This window comes from Hyella patelloides LEGE 07179, from assembly GCF_900659865.1.
GTDB lineage: Bacteria > Cyanobacteriota > Cyanobacteriia > Cyanobacteriales > Xenococcaceae > Hyella > Hyella patelloides.
This window is the reverse complement of sequence record NZ_LR213794.1, coordinates 22325-40071: the sequence shown is the minus strand read 5'-3', so window position 1 is coordinate 40071 and position 17747 is coordinate 22325. Positions and strand designations below refer to the sequence as shown.

16 protein-coding genes and 2 pseudogenes are annotated in these 17747 nt (G+C 36.9%); 8 read left to right on the top strand and 10 right to left on the bottom strand.

Annotation, left to right across the window (positions count from 1 at the left end; translation table 11 throughout):
• The 3 genes and pseudogenes from H1P_RS39265 to H1P_RS07150 all read left to right on the top strand — a co-directional run.
• Positions 1-131: pseudogene (locus H1P_RS39265) on the top strand (IS701 family transposase); the annotation flags it as partial.
• A 261-nt stretch (positions 132-392) separates the two neighbouring features.
• Positions 393-1412 (top strand): NAD-dependent epimerase, encoded by a 1020-nt coding sequence (locus H1P_RS07155; protein WP_144865544.1) that lies wholly within the window; start codon positions 393-395, stop codon positions 1410-1412.
• Positions 1413-1572: 160 nt separating this feature from the next.
• A complete protein-coding gene (locus tag H1P_RS07150) occupies positions 1573-2709 on the top strand; it encodes a histidine phosphatase family protein (protein ID WP_144865542.1) in 1137 nt (378 codons plus the stop codon).
• A gap of 300 nt (positions 2710-3009) precedes the next feature.
• Here H1P_RS07150 and ppk2 read toward each other — a convergent pair whose 3' ends face one another.
• Entirely contained in the window at positions 3010-3888 is an 879-nt protein-coding gene (gene ppk2 / locus H1P_RS07145; RefSeq protein ID WP_186375874.1) for a polyphosphate kinase 2, read from the bottom strand.
• Between the two features lie 382 nt (positions 3889-4270).
• Here ppk2 and H1P_RS38825 point away from each other — a divergent pair, with 382 nt between their 5' ends.
• The 3 genes from H1P_RS38825 (at position 4271) to H1P_RS37270 (ending at position 5257) form a co-directional block, all read left to right on the top strand.
• Positions 4271-4393: a hypothetical protein gene (locus tag H1P_RS38825; RefSeq protein WP_281291109.1), complete on the top strand. Its 123-nt coding sequence runs from the start codon at positions 4271-4273 to the stop codon at positions 4391-4393.
• A 177-nt stretch (positions 4394-4570) separates the two neighbouring features.
• Positions 4571-4825 carry a hypothetical protein gene (locus H1P_RS37275; RefSeq protein ID WP_222426971.1) on the top strand — a complete coding sequence of 85 codons (255 nt, stop codon included), beginning with the start codon at positions 4571-4573 and terminating at the stop codon, positions 4823-4825.
• 15 nt (positions 4826-4840) lie between these two features.
• A complete protein-coding gene (locus H1P_RS37270) occupies positions 4841-5257 on the top strand; it encodes a leishmanolysin-related zinc metalloendopeptidase (RefSeq protein ID WP_222426970.1) in 417 nt (138 codons plus the stop codon).
• A 348-nt stretch (positions 5258-5605) separates the two neighbouring features.
• On the opposite strand, the gene H1P_RS07135 is transcribed toward H1P_RS37270, so the two are convergent.
• Positions 5606-5983, bottom strand: a complete 378-nt coding sequence (locus H1P_RS07135; RefSeq protein ID WP_144865538.1) for a DUF423 domain-containing protein — start codon at positions 5981-5983, stop codon at positions 5606-5608.
• 318 nt (positions 5984-6301) lie between these two features.
• Complete coding sequence (nfi, locus tag H1P_RS07130; protein WP_144865536.1) at positions 6302-6964, bottom strand: deoxyribonuclease V; 663 nt, start codon at positions 6962-6964, stop codon at positions 6302-6304.
• 273 nt (positions 6965-7237) lie between these two features.
• Here nfi and H1P_RS07125 point away from each other — a divergent pair, with 273 nt between their 5' ends.
• The gene (locus tag H1P_RS07125) at positions 7238-9136 is read left to right on the top strand and encodes an EAL domain-containing protein (protein WP_144865534.1); all 1899 of its coding nucleotides are present in this window, start codon (positions 7238-7240) and stop codon (positions 9134-9136) included.
• A gap of 81 nt (positions 9137-9217) precedes the next feature.
• Here the strand turns inward: H1P_RS07125 and glmU are convergent, their stop codons facing one another.
• The 5 genes and pseudogenes from glmU to H1P_RS07100 all read right to left on the bottom strand — a co-directional run bounded on the left by glmU (position 9218) and on the right by H1P_RS07100 (position 14503).
• The gene (glmU, locus tag H1P_RS07120; protein ID WP_144865532.1) at positions 9218-10570 is read right to left on the bottom strand and encodes a bifunctional UDP-N-acetylglucosamine diphosphorylase/glucosamine-1-phosphate N-acetyltransferase GlmU; all 1353 of its coding nucleotides are present in this window, start codon (positions 10568-10570) and stop codon (positions 9218-9220) included.
• Between the two features lie 203 nt (positions 10571-10773).
• Positions 10774-11838 carry an HD-GYP domain-containing protein gene (locus tag H1P_RS07115; protein ID WP_144865530.1) on the bottom strand — a complete coding sequence of 355 codons (1065 nt, stop codon included), beginning with the start codon at positions 11836-11838 and terminating at the stop codon, positions 10774-10776.
• Positions 11839-12244: 406 nt separating this feature from the next.
• Positions 12245-13135: a tRNA (5-methylaminomethyl-2-thiouridine)(34)-methyltransferase MnmD gene (locus tag H1P_RS07110; RefSeq protein ID WP_144865528.1), complete on the bottom strand. Its 891-nt coding sequence runs from the start codon at positions 13133-13135 to the stop codon at positions 12245-12247.
• Positions 13136-13389: 254 nt separating this feature from the next.
• Positions 13390-14244 (bottom strand): annotated as a pseudogene (accD, locus tag H1P_RS07105) (acetyl-CoA carboxylase, carboxyltransferase subunit beta); the annotation flags it as partial.
• A gap of 52 nt (positions 14245-14296) precedes the next feature.
• Complete coding sequence (locus H1P_RS07100) at positions 14297-14503, bottom strand: putative signal transducing protein (RefSeq protein WP_144865524.1); 207 nt, start codon at positions 14501-14503, stop codon at positions 14297-14299.
• 45 nt (positions 14504-14548) lie between these two features.
• Here H1P_RS07100 and H1P_RS35835 point away from each other — a divergent pair, with 45 nt between their 5' ends.
• Positions 14549-14722, top strand: a complete 174-nt coding sequence (locus H1P_RS35835) for a hypothetical protein (RefSeq protein WP_186375873.1) — start codon at positions 14549-14551, stop codon at positions 14720-14722.
• 257 nt (positions 14723-14979) lie between these two features.
• Here the strand turns inward: H1P_RS35835 and H1P_RS07095 are convergent, their stop codons facing one another.
• Together H1P_RS07095 and H1P_RS07090 are read right to left on the bottom strand one after the other, a co-directional pair.
• The gene (locus H1P_RS07095) at positions 14980-17199 is read right to left on the bottom strand and encodes a hypothetical protein (RefSeq protein ID WP_222426969.1); all 2220 of its coding nucleotides are present in this window, start codon (positions 17197-17199) and stop codon (positions 14980-14982) included.
• Positions 17200-17398: 199 nt separating this feature from the next.
• Entirely contained in the window at positions 17399-17710 is a 312-nt protein-coding gene (locus H1P_RS07090) for a hypothetical protein (protein ID WP_144865520.1), read from the bottom strand.
• Between the last annotated feature and the right edge of the window lie 37 nt (positions 17711-17747).

Genomic DNA, 17747 nt, shown 5'->3' with positions numbered 1-17747 from the left:
CATTTATTCGTTTGGAAAAAATGCGTTCAAATAGCTCAATTTCTAATTGGTATCAATTGCAAAGGAATCTATTCACTTTAGTAATTCGCGAATACATTTTAAGTAATCTTACAGATACTTTTGCCGTTTAGCATCCATGACAGTGATTTTTTGTCAATGCGTAAGTTCTAAGTTCTTTATTGAGAGAAAAATACAATCCACTGTTCATCATTCTTACTCAAGTGTTGCCCAAAAAGCGATCTCTAAAACCCTAAACAATTTTGGTAATCACCCATAAGAAACCTCAAAAATGAAAAATTTCTCACACAGGTTTCATATCTCTTTCATTGGCATCGACGAATCTATAACGTAAGGAGTAATTAAACATACTATAAAAAATAAAGAGTAACAATATGAAAATTTTAATTACTGGGGTGGCTGGCTTTATTGGCTATCACTTGACACAAAGATTATTAGCAGAAGGCAATCAAGTATACGGCGTTGATAACCTCAATAATTACTATGATATTACTCTTAAACAAGCTCGTTTAGAGCAACTGCTACCACAAACAAGATTTACCTTTGATTATTTAGATATCAGCGATCGCTCTTTAGTTAGCCAATTATTTGAGCAAAACCAGTTTGATTGCGTGGTTAATTTAGCAGCCCAAGCGGGAGTTCGTTATTCGCTACAAAATCCCCATGCTTATGTAGATAGCAACTTAGTAGGCTTTACCAATATTTTGGAAGGATGTCGTCATAGTCAAGTAAAACACCTAGTATTTGCTTCTTCTAGTTCGGTATATGGTGCTAATACTAAAGTTCCTTTTGCTGTTACCGATAACGTGGATCGTCCTGTTTCCCTTTATGCAGCGACCAAAAAAGCTAACGAATTAATGGCTCATTCTTACAGTCATTTATATGATATTCCGATGACTGGCTTACGCTTCTTTACAGTGTATGGTGAGTGGGGAAGACCAGATATGGCTTACTTTAAATTTGTAAAAGCGATCGCCGAAGATCGACCCATTGATGTCTATAATTATGGCAAAATGCAGCGCGACTTTACTTACATTGATGATATTGTCGAAGGTATCGTGAGAGTTATTGTCCGTATTCCTCAAGGTACATCGCAGCAACCTCCTTATAAGATTTATAACATCGGTAATAACAACCCTGTAGAGTTAGGAGAATTTATTACCACTATCGAAAATATCATGGGTAAAGCAGCACAGAAAAAAATGTTACCCATGCAGCCAGGAGATGTGGTTACTACCTATGCAGATGTCGATGATTTGATGGCAGATGTGGGTTTTCAACCAGTTACCTCGATCTCTGAGGGGTTAGAAAAGTTTGTCAACTGGTATCAAGAATATTACATTGGAAAGTTATCATCGATCGGCAAAAATTCACCAGCGATCTCTTATAAGTAAACACCTTATTAGTGACTGCTAGCAACTAATTACTAACCGCCAACCACCAACCACATTATCCCGCTTGATACTATCCCATTTATACGAAGATGCGATGGGTAAAAGTCCCGTTTAGTTTGGGACGAAGATAGGACGGGACTAACTACCAAACATTAAAACAATGAATAATTATTCCACACCCTCCACCAAAATAATCCTCGTCCGTCATGGACGTAGCACTTATAACGAACAGGGAAGATATCAAGGTAGTAGTGATAAATCTGTATTAACAGAAAAAGGCTCAAAAGCTGCTTTTCAGACAGGGTTAGCTTTAAAAAATTATCAATTTGATGCTATTTATAGCAGTCCATTAAAACGGGTACAACAAACCACTCAAGAAATTACTAAAGCCTTAAAAACCTTCCATAATAATTTACCAGCCGTAACCATTGATCGCCGACTAAAAGAAGTAAAAATGGGAGCTTGGGAAGGTTTACCCTATGCTTATGTCAAAGAACATTTTTCTCAAGAATATGCTTGCTGGAAACAAACCCCCCATCTATTGGCTTTGGCTTCAGAAGACGATCCAGAACAGCAGTTTTATCCTTTAAAAGACCTGTATCAACAAGCAAAGTTATTATTAACTGATATTATTACTAAACATCGCGGTCAAACAGTCTTAATAGTGGCTCATGGTGGCACAAATCGCGCTTTAATTAGCACTGGAATCGGTTTATCTTCTGAAAAATATCAAAGTTTACAGCAATCCAACTGCGGAATTAGCTGTTTAGAGTTTCCTGATGATGGTAGTTTACAGGGTGAATTAAAATGGCTCAATGTAACTAATCATTTGGGAGAATATTTACCAAAACTCAAAGAAGGAAAAACAGGTTTGCGCTGGCTATTAGTATCGAACAAAGTTCAAGAAGATTATCATTTGCAACAATATTTAGAGCCAGAATCGATTAATTTAGTAGTCAGCGATCGCAATCATGATTCTCAGAAATTAGCTAATACCTGTAAACAACAATTGTCTCAAGCTTTACGTCTTTCTATTAATCATCATAATTTTCTCGATTTTTGGCATCATAATATGGTAAAAAAACAACAAGAATTAGCCAGTAAAATATCCTCTAATTTAATTACAGGTTTAATTGTTGCCGAAGAATCTTTATTAGAAAGTATTGCAGAAAAACTTTTTCAAACTAAATTAAACTTGAGTAGTAATAATAGTTTTAGTGTTATTCACTATCCCTCAATGAATCATCATCCCATATTACAGGGACTATTACCAATAGCTTTGTCTGTTGACTATTAGCTTTTACTTCAGAAAATTACAATCTATAATCTACAATTATTTGGATTTAACTCAAATTAATTAGCATATTTAATTAATCAAAAATTGAACAATATACCGTTATCAACAAAAATAGTAGAATAGTACTTCAATAGTCAGGTCAGATGGCGTAAATATTAACGATGCAGGAGAAGTTTTAAACCCTTAATGCGATCGAAATGTTCTGAGGTTTCCTCAGAACATTTCGTGTTCAATTAGTTCAATTAATAGTGAAAGAGCAAAAATTCATTATTAATTTAACCGATCGGGTAATAACTGACTTTAGTACACTCTAGGGACAAAATTCTGTATCTCAATAGGAGGACGTTCGTACTCAATATTCGTTTGTCTGGGGGGTAAATTGATGGGTTCGGGAGTTAAATCTTCATAAGGAATAATGCTCAAAAGATGTTTAATACAGTTGAGACGCGCCCGTTTTTTATCATCTGCATCAACTACGTGCCAAGGGGATTCAGGGATGTCAGTGGCAGCAAACATATCATCTTTAGCTTTAGAATAGTCCATCCAGCGAACTCGCGATTCTAAATCCATAGGACTTAATTTCCATCGCTTAGTAGGATCGTCAATTCGTGCTTGGAAACGCCGTTCTTGTTCATCATCGCTGACAGAGAACCAATATTTAATTAAAATAATTCCCGATCGCTGAATCATAAATTCAAACTGCGGACAAGAATGTAAAAACTCATTGTATTGTTCGTAGGTACAAAAGCCCATCACTTTCTCGACACCAGCACGATTGTACCAACTGCGATCGAATAACATCATCTCTCCTGCTGCGGGAAGATGTGCCACATATCTCTGGAAATACCATTGAGTTTTTTGGCGATCGCTTGGAGTTCCCAAAGCAACAACTCGACAAATACGAGGATTAAGGCATTCACTAATGCGTTTAATTGCACCTCCTTTACCCGCAGCATCTCTTCCTTCAAAAATAATTGCAACTTTTAAACCTTGGTGCTTAATCCATTCTTGCAATTTAATTAGCTCAATCTGTAACTTAGCTAGTTCTTTTTCGTACTTTTTCTTACTAAGTTTTTTCTTTTTGTTGGGTTTTTTCTTTTTTTTCTGATTTTTGTTTTTCTTGACTTTTAATTTAAGATTTGATTCTGAATTATGTTCCTCGCTAGAATTTGAAGCCATTTCATTATCATTATTGTTATTATTTACATGATCTGAATTATTTATTCCATCTTCCAACATACTTTATCATCCTATTTAGTACAATTTTAGCTACTCAATAATAATTAGCCTCATCCAATTATTAAAGTATTTATCTTCTATTATTTCATTCTTTACTTCATTTTTGTACAGTAAAATTCAACAAAAATCTTCTGATGATAAATATATAACTATCGTTATATAGTAAAAAATTACATGACATAAAATCAAAAAAATCTTGGTGTTGTTTAATACTTAAAATTCTATTTTATGAAAAGTTGCTTGTATTAGATACAAAAATTATATTTTTTTAAATATATCTATTAAGTAAAATAACATTTCTGATAATTTTGGCTCTTCCGATTTGACTATGCTAAAAAAAGGCGATCGCAATTTAGCTTTGCCAAATAAGAGAAAGCTAGTTAAAGTAATTCGGCGATCGCGAAAGTGTCAACCAAAAGCCGATCTCAATTCTGAAAACTCCTGACATCGGGTTGTATTTTACTACTACACTCAGTATTCAGTTACTTTTGAGCGTGGGAGATGCTCTGAGTTTAAGAGCATATCTAACCACGCTGTTGAGAATTTCTATAAAATTCAGTCTTAGTAGAATTAAGATTTTTAATTGTTTGAATTTTGAAGTGTAGAAATCAAAAAAATACAAATGTCAGAGTTTAATATTGAAGTCAACTTTACCGACGGAAATTTAACTGTTTCTCAGCAAGCAGTTTTTGCCGATGCAGCAGAACGTTGGAGTGAAATTATTGTCGAAGATTTACCTGATGTAGGACAAATAGACGATTTATTAATTGATGCTAGTGCCCCTTTTATCGATGGGAATGGCGGTATACTTGGACAAGCAGGACCTACAGCAATTCGGCGGTTCGGTTCTTCATTGCCTTACAGGGGGGTAATGTAGTTTGATTCGGCAGACGTGAATAGTCTTGAGGCAAATGGTAATCTTGATGAGACAATTTTGCACGAGATGGGTCATGTTCTCGGCATTGGCACACTATGGTCTCGTTCTGGTTTATTAGTAGGTGCGGGTGGTGCAAATCCTCGGTTTACAGGTGCAGAAGCAACAGCGGAATATAATCGTATATTTGGAGTCAATGAATCATCAGTTCCTGTAGAAAATACGGGCGGGCCAGGAACTAGGGATGGACATTGGCGAGAATCAGTGTTTGGCGAAGAGTTGATGACAGGCTTTTTAGATGGTAGTCTGCCACTAAGCCGAGTTACGGCAGCCTCTTTGGGAGATATTGGCTATGAAGTTGATTTAGATGCAGCAGATAGCTTTGTTCCTTCTGGGATAGATTTTGCAAGTGATAGCTCGGCAGCAATTGTGTGATCGATAAGCGTTGGTTGTGTTTCTGATTTCGGTATTGCTGAATGGGAAGTCGATTGATGAATTTAAAAGCTGGAAAATTCGTCACAGATTTGCTTTAATTTCAAGAATGCCAATTCAAATCTATAGCTGAACTTGTATAAATTACCTCAATCAAGTTGAACCAACTAATTTATAATCTTCAATCGAAGTGCGACCAAGATACACTCCACAGTTGTAGATAAAAATCAGGGAATTTGACCATGTCTATAAAGAGTAAATGTTTCAATAATCGTGCTTAGGTGCTTATTTTATTGTTCTGGGTTCTGTTGACTCGGTGACTCTGACTCGGTGACGGGCGTGACTTCTGATTTATTTAATTCCCCAAGCAGTAACTACTAAACAACTCCACCCAAGTAAAAAAGCGACTCCCCCCAAAGGAGTAATTGCACCCAGCCATTTAATACCACTTAGACTTAGAGCGTATAAACTACCTGAAAATAAAGCAATTCCTGTTATAAAGGCAAAGCCAGCCACGTTTAAAAGAGTAGATATTGTTTCTAAACGAGTTATTAATAAAGCTACCAAAACGAGAGCTAAGGCGTGATACATCTGATATTTAGTACCCGTTTCCCAAATATCTAAAGCCTTGGGAGTTAATTTATTTTGCAGTGCGTGACTGGCAAATGCACCAAAAGCCACAGATAAAGCACCAAAGATTGAACCGATAGTTAGGAAGATTTTAATCATAATTTTTTAAATGTTTAAATGAAAAGAGAAGAGAAAAAAGAAAGAGTAGAGGGAGCAAGGGAAGCGGAGAGAGTTTGAGGAATAATAAATGACAATCAACAAGTAGCAAACAGTAAGTAGATATTAACTAAGTCAGAGGAAGCTCTGTAGTTTTATTTATCCAAGAGATGGGAATGGCGGAGTCTCTTTAACCATCAACAAAGAGCAACAAGCAACGAGCAACGAACCATATCATCACGTTTATACCCCAATGCGATGGGTACAAGTCCCATTTAGTTTGGGACTTGACGGGACTAAACATTAACCATTAACCACTAACTATTTATCAGATGCTAGCTTATCTGCCCAGCGAGTAGTTTCTGGTAGTCGATACTTGGTTAAACATTTCATTACATAATCTTTGGCTGTTGGCAAACTAATTTTGTGTCCGATAGAAACATAAATCGGTCTGACATTAGTACGAGAGCGTAAGACTAAACCGACAGTTTCATCTTTATCTATTAGAGGTTGCCAACTACCTTTTTCTGATGGTAATTCTTCGTGTTCACCAATAAACAAAGACTTAGCTACGCCAATAGTGGGTAAATTTAGTAAAACACCTAAATGACAGGCTAAACCAAACCTGCGAGGGTGCGCTAAACCTTGACCATCACAGAGAATTAAATCAGGAGTAATTTTTAGTTGTTTAAGTGCTTCTAATATGGCGGGAATTTCTCTAAAAGACAGATAGCCAGGAATGTAAGGGAATGTTGTGGGTATTTGAGAGATCGCTTTTTCGACTAATTCTAACTGAGGAAAACTTAAAACAGCTACCGCAGCTTGGGTAATTTGATAGTTGTCTTGAAAACCGACATCAACCCCTGCTACATATTGCACTGTTTTCAATTCATCTTGCGTAATAACTCGATCTTTGAGTTGTTCTTGAATTAATTTAGCTTCTGCTGTATTGGTTGCCCAATTATCCATTAAATTTATTTTCATCCTTGTACTATATCTAGTTTAAAGACAAGAAATTAGTTAGTGATTAGTGGGTAAAGACGTGACGGTGTTTAGTCCCGTCAAGCCTGATAATATGGTTCGTTGCTCATTATTGATAGTTAGATGATTAATATCTACTTACTGCTTGCTACCTGCTATTTCTGCTATCACAATTTCTGATTTCATCCCTAAGATGTTAATTTAATGTGTTTTTTGGGTACTTTAATTTACATGACTTGCTGTGTCTAATCTCTCTAGAGCTAAAACTGTTTTCCCGTGGAACAAGCAAAAATCCTCGTTGTTGATGATAGTCCCCACAATTTAGAATTACTTTCTACGATATTTGAAGAACAAAATTATGAAGTGCGTTGTGTTACCAGTGGCAAAATTGCCTTAAAAATAGCCCGATCCCAATGGGCAGAACTTATTTTACTAGATATTCAGATGCCTGAGATGAATGGCTATGAAGTTTGTCAGCAGTTAAAAGTAGAAGAAAACACTAAAGATATTCCTGTTATTTTTTTGAGTGCTTTGGATGGTGCTTTAGATAAAGTTAGAGCTTTCCAAGCTGGAGGAATAGACTATATTACTAAACCTTTTCAGTTACAGGAAGTATTGATTAGAGTACATAATCAACTTGCAATTAAAAAATCACAAGATACAATCAAGTTACTCAATAAACAATTGGAAGCAAAAGTAACTGAAAGAACTGCTAAATTAGAAGCTACAAATAAAAAATTACAGTTAGAAATAAAACAACGCAAACACACTCAAGAAAAATTATTAAAATTAGCTCTTCATGATTCTGTAACGGGCTTACCCAATCGAAATTCTTTTTTAGGTAAACTCAAACATTTATTACTACAGTACCGTAAACAGCCCACTCAAAAATTTGCTGTTATTTTGATTGAAAGCGATCGCTTTTCCGAAATTAAATGTCGTTTAGATCATTTAGGTATCAATCAATTATTAACAATAATTTCTAATCGCCTACAAAAATGTTTGCCTAACTCTGCTATTTTAAGTCGTTTTGAAGCTAACGAATTTGCAATTATTTTAAAGCAAAATACGGACAATAAACAAGAGATTATTGATTTGGTAAAGGTAATCCAAAAACAATTCAATGAGCCTTTTACAATCACCTCAGCAAATTTTGCTAAAAACAAGAAACAACAACAATTAAGCATTAAATGTAGTATTGGTATTGTCACAAGTGATGGCAACTATTCCGCAGCTTACGATGTTTTACGTAATGCTGAAATTGCGGTTCATCAAGCTCGTAAAAATAAAAATAGTAATTATTATTTTTTTCTTCAAGAATCTTCATCTCTCAAAAAATACCAAAATAAAAATATTAAGTCTTTACTAGGCTTAGCTCCAGAAATAAAACAGCTTAAAGCTCACTTTGAAGAATCATTAAATAGAGGAAAATTTGTTTTAAAATATCAACCAATTTTTTCTTTGAAAGAAAATAATGATTTTAAAATTAAGGGCTTAGAAGTTTTTCAAGATCGACAAATTAATTACAAAAAGCTGATTGTATTAACAAATTTGTTTGAAGATATAGATGAATCAAAATTAAGTATTCATATCAATAACTTTGTTTTAGATTATGCTTCGTTAGAAATCAAAGAATTACAGCAACAGCATGAGACACAACAAAACTTTTTTCTAGCAATGCAATTTACCGAAAAAGAACTATTGCAACCTCAATTAGCTTCTCAAATTTCTCAGATTTTAGAAAATACTCAATTAGCAGCAAAGCATCTACATTTGGATATTGCTGGAGATCGTGCAACTCTAGATAATCAGCAAATTATTTCTTTAATTCAACAACTATCAGAATTAGAAATAAAATTAAATTTAGACTGTTCTAATTTGCCTTATGAAACCATAAAAAATGCTAGTAGGTTGCCTTTTAATAATTTTAAGATCGATGGCTCTTTAACAAGTCAAATTACAAATCAAAATGAAGCCGAAAATTCCTTAAGTGCGATCGCAAAAATAATTAATTTAGCCCACGAAAACAAGATAACTGTTACAGCAAAAGACATTGAAACCCAAGAACAATTAGTCGATCTTAAATCCGTAGGCTGTAATTATGGACAAGGAGATTTACTTGCTCAACCTTTAGATATAGAATCTTTAGAAGCCTTTTTAGTCTGGAGAATTTGATTTTTGTTAGTCCCGTCAACACTAGCGCGACCGAAGGAAGTCCTTTAGGGGGTCTGACCGCCATCCTTCATAATTTATCCTTTACTTATTAGGTGTTTGCCAATCAGCAATTTCTTTTTGTCGAGAGCGAGCAATTACTAAACAATTATCAGGAACATCTTTAGTGACCACCGAACCAGCAGCTACAGTAACATTTTTACCAAGGGTAACAGGGGCAACCATAACACTATTAGAGCCTGTTTTTGTACCGCTACCGATAGTTGTCTGATGTTTTTTTACTCCATCATAATTGGCGGTAATTGTTCCTGCACCCACATTAACCCGATCTTCTAAAGTAGCGTCACCAAGATAAGAGAGATGAGCAACATTGGTTTTTTCTCCGAGGCTGCTTTTTTTGATCTCCACAAAGTTACCAATACGACAACCAGTAGCAATTTTGGCTGCTCCTCGTAAATGGGCGTAAGGACCTATAGTAGTATTAGCTGCTACTTCAGAGTCACTAACCACTGAATATAAAACTGTTACATTTTCATCAATAGTACTATTTTCTATTAAGCTACCAGGGCCAATACGACTTCCTTGAGCAATAGTAGTATTACCCCGCAAATGGGTTTGGGGTTCGATTGTGACATCTGGTGCTAAAGTGACAGTCTCATCGATAGTAATCGTATCTGGATTGAGCATCATAATTCCTGCTTTCATCCAGTCTTCTTTGATTCTGCGCTGTAAAATATTATAGGCATTAGACAGTTGTAAGCGATCGTTAATGCCGTTGATTTCTTGATAATCTTCCACATCAAAAGCACTGACGCGATCTAAGTAATTTACTACTTCGGTGAGGTAATATTCTTGTTGATCGTTATTGGTGGAGAGTTTTGGGAGTGCTTCAGCTAACTTTTGCCAATTGAAACAATAAATACCAGCATTAACCCGATTATTTAGCTTCTGCTCAATATTGCAATCTCTGTCTTCTATTATCTGTTTAATAGTCAGGTCTTCATTACAAAAAATGCGACCATAACCTTGGGGATTGGGTAATAATGCAGTTAAAAGAGTAGCTGCACTTTGACTCTGCTGATGATTTGTAACTAGCTGTTGTAACGTTTCTGGACGTAATAGAGGTGCATCACCGTTAATTACCAATAAATCCCCTTCATAGTCGTCTAAAGCCGTCATTAACTGTTGTACTGCATGACCTGTACCTAACTGCTCTGTTTGTTCAACAAATTCTATTCCTTGACGATGAGATAGAGCTTGTTCGACTTTTTCCCCTTGATAGCCGATAATCACTAACTGTTTTTCTGGTTGCAGTAAATGACAACTATCTAGTACTCGTTCCACTAAGGTTTTACCTCCCAACGAATGTAATACTTTGGGAAGATGGGACTTCATGCGAGTTCCTTTACCTGCTGCTAAGACTGCTACTGCTACCATTGCTTTCCAGATATAATTCAATCCGCTTGGAGTATAGCTTGTCTGATAGACTTATCGCAATTGGTAGACCAACAAAAAGTTAAGAACTTCTAATCTGTATTGCACAATTTAGAATATAGCTTCTAACATTGGAAAAAATTTTTCTTCGCGTTTCCGTATCAATCTCTGTGTGTTTAATCTTTTTATTACTTTTATAGCGTCTTTTAATTGTTGTTGATGGCTGGTTGGGTAAGCTGAGAGTTGTTAATGGCATGAATAAAGCTAGTAAAAGCTATTATTAACTCAGGATTGCGCCATCCTTTAGCGGTTTCCTCGGCAATAATCTTGAGAGCTTCATCAGGAGTATAAGCTTTTTTGTGAGGGCGATCGCTAGCTAAAGCGTCATAAATATCGATAATTTGGAATATTTGGGCTAAATAAGGAATTTGTGTGGCAGATAAGCCATCAGGATAACCTGTACCATCCCAACGTTCGTGATGGTGGCGAATAATGGGTAAAACTCCTTTACGGTTGCGTAAAGGCTGACAAATTTTTTCCCCAATCAAAACGTGCTGTCTAATTAATTCTCGTTCTTCTGCGGTTAATTCACTTTCCTTGAGCATTATAGAATCAGGAATGGCAATAGTACCTATATCGTGGAGATGAGAAGCAAATACTAGATTTTCAATATCTTCTAGGGATAGTTCTAAATATTCTCCAAACATCCTTACTAAATCGGCTACTCTAGCACAAGAGCCACCCCGATCTGAGGCACGATTTTCTACTGCTTTAGCGATGGAAAATAAAACTTGTTCTGTTTGATCTAACCCATCATTCAGGCGTTTCTGATTGATCAGATTTTTAACCCTACTAGACAATTCAAAGCGATCAAAAGGTTTGGTTAATAAATCGTCTGCACCAACCTCTGCTACTTTAATACGGTATTCTCGACAAGCTTCTACGGCGGTCAAAATAATTGGTAAATCTCTAGTACGATTATCTTGTTTTATTTGCTTACAAAGTTCAAAACCATTGGTTTCTTGCAACATGATATCTAGCAATAGCAGATCGGGTTTTTGCTCAATGATTGATTCAAGAATTTGGAGATCGCCGTTTGCCTCTAAAACTTCATAACCATCTAATGAAAGCAAATCAACCGCAGTCATACGACTCAGAGGACGATCGTCAACAACGAGAATTTTGGCAGGATTAAGCTCTGGATTATTCACAATGGAGGAAGAGTTGTGAGTATTATGGGGCAAAAAAAGGTTGGATAGTTGTTCTGTCATTACTTTTACTGGGAATCTAATAAATAAATTATGGGCGCACCGAGAATTGCATTGAGATTTCCAGTTTTTATAACGAAAGAAGTATACCTACAATCCTAATTATATAAAGAATGCCTTTCATATACTTGAAATATTAAGTTTATCTGGAACTTTAATATTGGTACTGCTTTCATTATTATATTTTTCTGGAAAATTGAAATCCGCTATTTTACGGACATTACTCGATTTTTGATTACTCAAGCAGTTGATTTTCTTTCCGATCGGTACAGTGAATCTACTTGTTTAATTAGTTACTTATAACAAAGTTGACTAGACAAAAGTATTTGGGATTAAATTTTGGATTTATGGGAGATCGGTAATAACCTATAGTCTATAGTCTATAGTCTATTTACTTGATTCAAAAAAATCAATTTTCTACAGATCCCGTCTCAGATTGCCATAATTTTTGCCAGCGTTTTTTCCATTGGCTCGTCGATTTTAAGTTACTTTGTATTTGTTTTTGTTGTCGTTGTTCTCGAATTTTCTCCGCAGAACTACTTAGGTAAATATCTTGATATGGTATTGCTGCGCGAGTTTGAAGATGCTCTTTTTCTTGGAGAGAAAGAGGAAGCAAATCGCGATCGCTAAAACTAGCTACTGTACCAGGAGATTTTCGCCCCACACCTGGAGTAGAGCCGTATTTCAAGCCAGCCATACTTAGAGCAGTACGCACCGCAGCAGCACAAGAATAAGTTGCTAATCTTCCTGTAGGCTTCAGACATTGGGCGACTTTAGCTATAAATTCGACTGTCCATAATTGAGGGCATTTGGGAGGGGAGAAAGGATCGAGAAAAATTGCGTCTGCTTGCCATTTTTGCTGACAAAGTTTTTGGATAGTTTGTCTGGCATCTCCTAATATTAATTGGGCTTGAAGTAAATCATGATTAACCTGAAAATTCTGGGCAAGAGTGGTTAATAATTGGGGAATTGGAGCTTGCCATGATATTAATAAATTATGAGCGATCGCACTTTGAGGAACATCCGCAGCAATCTCTAAACCAATCAACTCAATCTGACATTGAGGGTTAACTTTCCTAATCGCTTCTATTGCAGCAGCCGAATTATAACCTAGACCATAACAAATATCTAACAGCTTAATTTGAGCTTTTTTGTCAGCAACTTCGCGTAATTTAGTAGGAACAACAAACTTGATTTCAGCCTCTTGTTTTGCTCCATGAAAAGAATGAAAAGCCTCATTAAATTCATTAGAAAAAAAAGTATAAGAACCATCCTTGGTTTTTTGAGGCGTAAAGTTCATGACAATTCAAAATCAAGGTGTTGCTGATTGTTAGTGGTTAGTCCCGTCCCATCTTCGTGCCAAACTAAGCAGGACTTGTACCCATCGCATCTTCGTATAAATGGGATAATATCAAGCGGGATAATATGGGTAGAGACTTTATGGGTCAAGTCTGTACAGTGGTTAGTTGATTGCTTATTGCTCGTTGCTCGTTGTTCTTTTTGATCGCTTGTAATGTAATCACTTGCTACACGAAGCACTTGCTACTTACTGATGGGTTGATGCAAACTAATTAATTGTGCCAAGATTTTTTTCAGTTGGGTACGGGGGATAATTTCGTCTACAAAGCCATGTTGCAATAAATATTCTGAGGTTTGAAAGTCTTCAGGAAGTTTCTCTCTTAAAGTTTGTTCGATAACCCTTCTGCCAGCAAAACCGATAGTGGCTTTGGGTTCGGCTAAAATAATATCTCCTAACATGGCAAAGCTTGCTGTTACGCCTCCAGTAGTGGGATGAGTTAGTACGGGTATATAAAGTAACTTGTGTTCTTGATGACGATGCAGCGCGCCAGAAATTTTTGCCATCTGCATCAAACTCAGCATTCCTTCTTGCATCCTTGCGCCACCAGAAGCACAAATAATTACTACAGGAAAGCTTTGATCTGTAGCTGTTTCAATTAAGCGACAGAGCTTTTCTCCTACTACAGAACCCATGCTACCACCCATAAAGCGGAAATCCATGACACCTAAAGCGATGGGTAAACCTTCAATTAAACCTGTGCCTGTTTTAACAGCATCTGTTAAGCCTGTTTTTGCTTGGTAATCTTTTAGACGATCGCTATAAGATTTGCGATCGCTGAAAGCCAAAGGATCTGTGGGTCGAATGTCTTCTCCTATTGGTTGCCAAGTCTCTTTATCAACTAGTTGCTCGATTCTTTCATCACTGTTTACTCTGGTATGATGTCCGCATTCTAAACAAACAAATTGATTGTTTTTGAGGTCTTTAGTATATGCCACAGCAGAACATACTGAGCATTTTGTCCAGAGTCCATCGGCAATTTCTCTTTCTTGCCGTTTTTGCACAGGGGGTTCATTTTTGCGGAGGTTGGCAAACCAATCAAATAAAGACATATTTTGGGAGATACTTAAGTGTATGGTTTTTTTATCAAGTTGAATTAATTATTTAATTATCTTCTGGAGGACTTAATAACAAAAGGGCTGTCCAACGATCTTGACCTCGTACTTGTAAAGCACACTGACTACCCTGTCCGAAGTAAATTCCCATCCCGATATCAATTACACGGCTGGGAATACTATGAGATGCTAAGATTTGCTGCATAAGTTCCGCCTCCCAGCGAGCTTTAGTTGTCTTTAATGTAATCCAAGACACAAGTTTATATTATTCTATTTTGCTTATATTAAAATTTTTTGATTTTTGACGGGAGGAAATGAGGGAAGACCCTGTGTCGCCGTAAGAGATGCCAAAGAAGCGGAATTTGTAATCCGTTTATACCCGTCACATCTTCGTGCTTACACCCGTCATATTGGGTGTTTATCCCCATCGCATTTGGGGGCAACCGAAGGCGCATCTAGCAAGCGTCAGACTTAAACTTCCCTTGGAAACTTCGCGCCTTCACGGACTTGAGAAGGCTTCTTGATACTAACTTGTCAAAAAGCAGTTTTGCTCCAAGTCCTTCAAAAGCGTGGTTCTACAAACTCCTTACAAAGTAGCGTAGCCCAAGCTCACAAATTTTTGGGAAACCCCTTCAGAACGCGGACTTGTCTTTACGAGTCGCGAAACCGAGAGCGAAGTCAGCGTGCTATTTCACTCCCCTGTTGACGAGAAACCCCATTCGGGGACTCGATCTAAGGAATACGCGAGTTTTCCAAGACTATATTACTACCATTGAAACGAATAATTTGTTTTCCGATGATGACTTTAGCATTTAAGCCATTTCCTTCTACGGTTATTGGAGGTGGAGAGTCTTGCTGTATGGTCATCACGACAAAGAAATCATTAGTCCCTTCAGCTTGAATTTTATTCCCTTCGGCACTGGTTACATAAGTTAGTTGTACTCCTTGAGGAGAGATAAATGTCCCTTGCATGGTTGCTCCTGAAGGGGATGTAATAGTAAAGCTATCATCTTTGATAGCTACTTCTCCTGTAACGTGCATTTTCCATATTTTAGGCTGTAAATCAGCGTTTTCTGAGACTTCAAAACGATCTACTAGGGCAAATAGCCCTGGAGTATCTGAGGCTTCGCTGTAATCCACAGCAAAAGAGCGTAACCAATTTTCTTTTTTTAGAGTAACAGTACCAGAACCATCCTCACTAGATTGAAAGTAAATCGGCTTTGCTCCTTGATGATCGGATTGAGCGGTAACTACAATATTTTCGTGTTTCGGTCGGGCTTGGCTTTTGCCAGCGATCGCCCATTGATGTCCCAAACCTGCAATGCGAAAGCTTCCCGCATCGGGAAATGCCCAAGATGCTCTTAAAAGTTCTTGTTTGACATAAATATTGGCAACAATATCGGTTTCATCCCGCCATTGATTACGAAAGCTATAAAAACCTTTTTGTCGATCTACTAAAACTTTATCCCATAGTTTTGCTGGATTCTTAATTTGAGGGTTTTGAGGGTATCCCTGTAGTCCATAAATTGCGGAAATGGGTAAATCTTCACTGACTCCTAAAGAGCGATTTTCGGTTTCTGGTCCATAACGCTCTAAAAACCACAATACTCCTGGTAAAAACTTTTCTGACACCAGAGGCAATCCAATTCCATACAAAGAAGGAGGAGGACTTAAACGATGTCTACCATAACTAGGGATAGCTAACTCATTATCTATGGGTACGGAGCGGGTAATATAGTGGGGTAAAAACCATTGAGTTTTACTCGGTGCAATATCCATTCCTTTAACGTTGCGATAGGCTTGTAAAAAAGGCAAGATAGTTAATCTCCAAGGTTCTGTGGTGTAGTGATCTCCTTCTGTGCCTAATCCGCGATCGCCAATTGCCCGCTCAAAATAACGAGTTACGTTACGCTCAGCTATTTTAAGTAATTTTTCCACATTTTCTGGTTCTTGAAAAAATTCAGTTTGCGGATAATACTCTGCTGGCTCACCCAAAATAGCTAAAGCTGCTAAACCCGCAGCACCTCGCGCCCTGGCATTCCAATTACTCCAAGCAAAACTATTCCACCCATTCTTGGGCGAATCACCCTCAATCAGCTTAAAGGTTTGTAAAGCTAACCACTCAGTTACTTGTTGCTGTCGCTTCTCGTCCCATTGGTAGTAGCAAAGATCGTAAGCCAAAGCCACTCCTGCCACTATTGGAGAATGTTCTAAGAATCTCTCACCAGGATTAGCCATTGATTTTTCTACCATTTGCCAAGCGGTTTCCGCAGCTTGGGGATCGTCTTCTAGCAAGGATACAAAGCAATGTCCCGCAGCATGATAACCCCCTGTCGGCACATAGCCATCGTAATAGACTTCGGTTTGTAAAGTCTGCTTGAGATTGTTAATAATTTTTTTTCCGTGGCGAGTTTGGGCTTTTTCTTTCAGTGTGGGAAGTTCCGCAGCACGAAAAATCAAGCGGGGATGTTCTCTAGCCTTAATGGGTTGATGTTTTGGTAAAGGACGCAGTTGTAAATCACTTTTATTACCTGTCACCTTACCAATTAAAGTGCGCCCTTGGTATTCCCCCTGATAGCTACCAATGAAACGATCTCTATAGGTTGCAATTTCAATACTATAAGTTGCAGGAATTAACTCAGGATTCTCTGGATGGGATTGTATTTGTAAATCTACCTCTAGTTGCCAAGCATTATCTGTTTTGGTGACAGTAACTGTACCCTGATGATCGACATCTTTATTAAAATCAGGTGCAAAACCCCAAATTTCAGATTCACATTTACCCTGATGACAAATCAGATCGAGGGTGATTTCTTGATAATCAGGCTGCTCTTTTCGTAGTTTCCAAATACCTTTATCTAAAGTTAGACTGATATTTCCTTCTAAAAAGAGATTCCTTGAATTGCTCCCCACAGAAGATTTTGCTCCTCCTAAGAGAAATAATAAAGGCACAAAAATTACAATTTTGTACCAATTTTTGAGACTAAAAAACATTATTATAGATCTTTATTATTTGCGATCGCTATTAACATAAATCCAACAATTCTATTCTAATATGCCCAATGTGAATTGGTTTTGTTAATGTTGATTATTCGTTAGCCTTGAGCTGAGTAGTCTATCTTACGAGAAGTAAATAGATCTTCATTTATTATTAATTGGAATCAGGTAGTTGGGGTAAGGTGGCATTTTTCTTACGACATTTTTTTGTAGCAGCATCACAAATATAAGCAGTACATTTTTCAGTTAACATATTTTCTGAACTACATTTTTTGCAAACAAGACCGACATCTGCTACTGTGTCACACTCATAACCCAAGCGATCTAAAACGCTAGTAGTAACTTCACCAATATTTTCTAAATTGTCTAGTTGAGCAATACTTTCTGCACTCAAACTGTGGGGAGAGTTTACTATTCCTAAAGAACCTATAGTTAAAGAAACTATTGCCAAGGATAAAACACGCATTCTTGATTATTCCTAAAAAGTGAGCAATAGTATTTTA

What these genes read in the sequence shown, in the direction of transcription:
- H1P_RS07155 (WP_144865544.1), top strand. Translation starts at nt 393, where the DNA reads ATGAAAATTTTAATTACTGGGGTGGCTGGCTTTATTGGCTATCACTTG.
- H1P_RS07150 (WP_144865542.1), top strand. Translation starts at nt 1,573, where the DNA reads ATGAATAATTATTCCACACCCTCCACCAAAATAATCCTCGTCCGTCAT.
- ppk2 (WP_186375874.1), bottom strand. Translation starts at nt 3,888, where the DNA reads ATGGCTTCAAATTCTAGCGAGGAACATAATTCAGAATCAAATCTTAAA.
- H1P_RS37275 (WP_222426971.1), top strand. Translation starts at nt 4,571, where the DNA reads ATGTCAGAGTTTAATATTGAAGTCAACTTTACCGACGGAAATTTAACT.
- H1P_RS07135 (WP_144865538.1), bottom strand. Translation starts at nt 5,983, where the DNA reads ATGATTAAAATCTTCCTAACTATCGGTTCAATCTTTGGTGCTTTATCT.
- nfi (WP_144865536.1), bottom strand. Translation starts at nt 6,964, where the DNA reads ATGAAAATAAATTTAATGGATAATTGGGCAACCAATACAGCAGAAGCT.
- glmU (WP_144865532.1), bottom strand. Translation starts at nt 10,570, where the DNA reads ATGGTAGCAGTAGCAGTCTTAGCAGCAGGTAAAGGAACTCGCATGAAG.
- H1P_RS07115 (WP_144865530.1), bottom strand. Translation starts at nt 11,838, where the DNA reads ATGACAGAACAACTATCCAACCTTTTTTTGCCCCATAATACTCACAAC.
- H1P_RS07110 (WP_144865528.1), bottom strand. Translation starts at nt 13,135, where the DNA reads ATGAACTTTACGCCTCAAAAAACCAAGGATGGTTCTTATACTTTTTTT.
- H1P_RS07090 (WP_144865520.1), bottom strand. Translation starts at nt 17,710, where the DNA reads ATGCGTGTTTTATCCTTGGCAATAGTTTCTTTAACTATAGGTTCTTTA.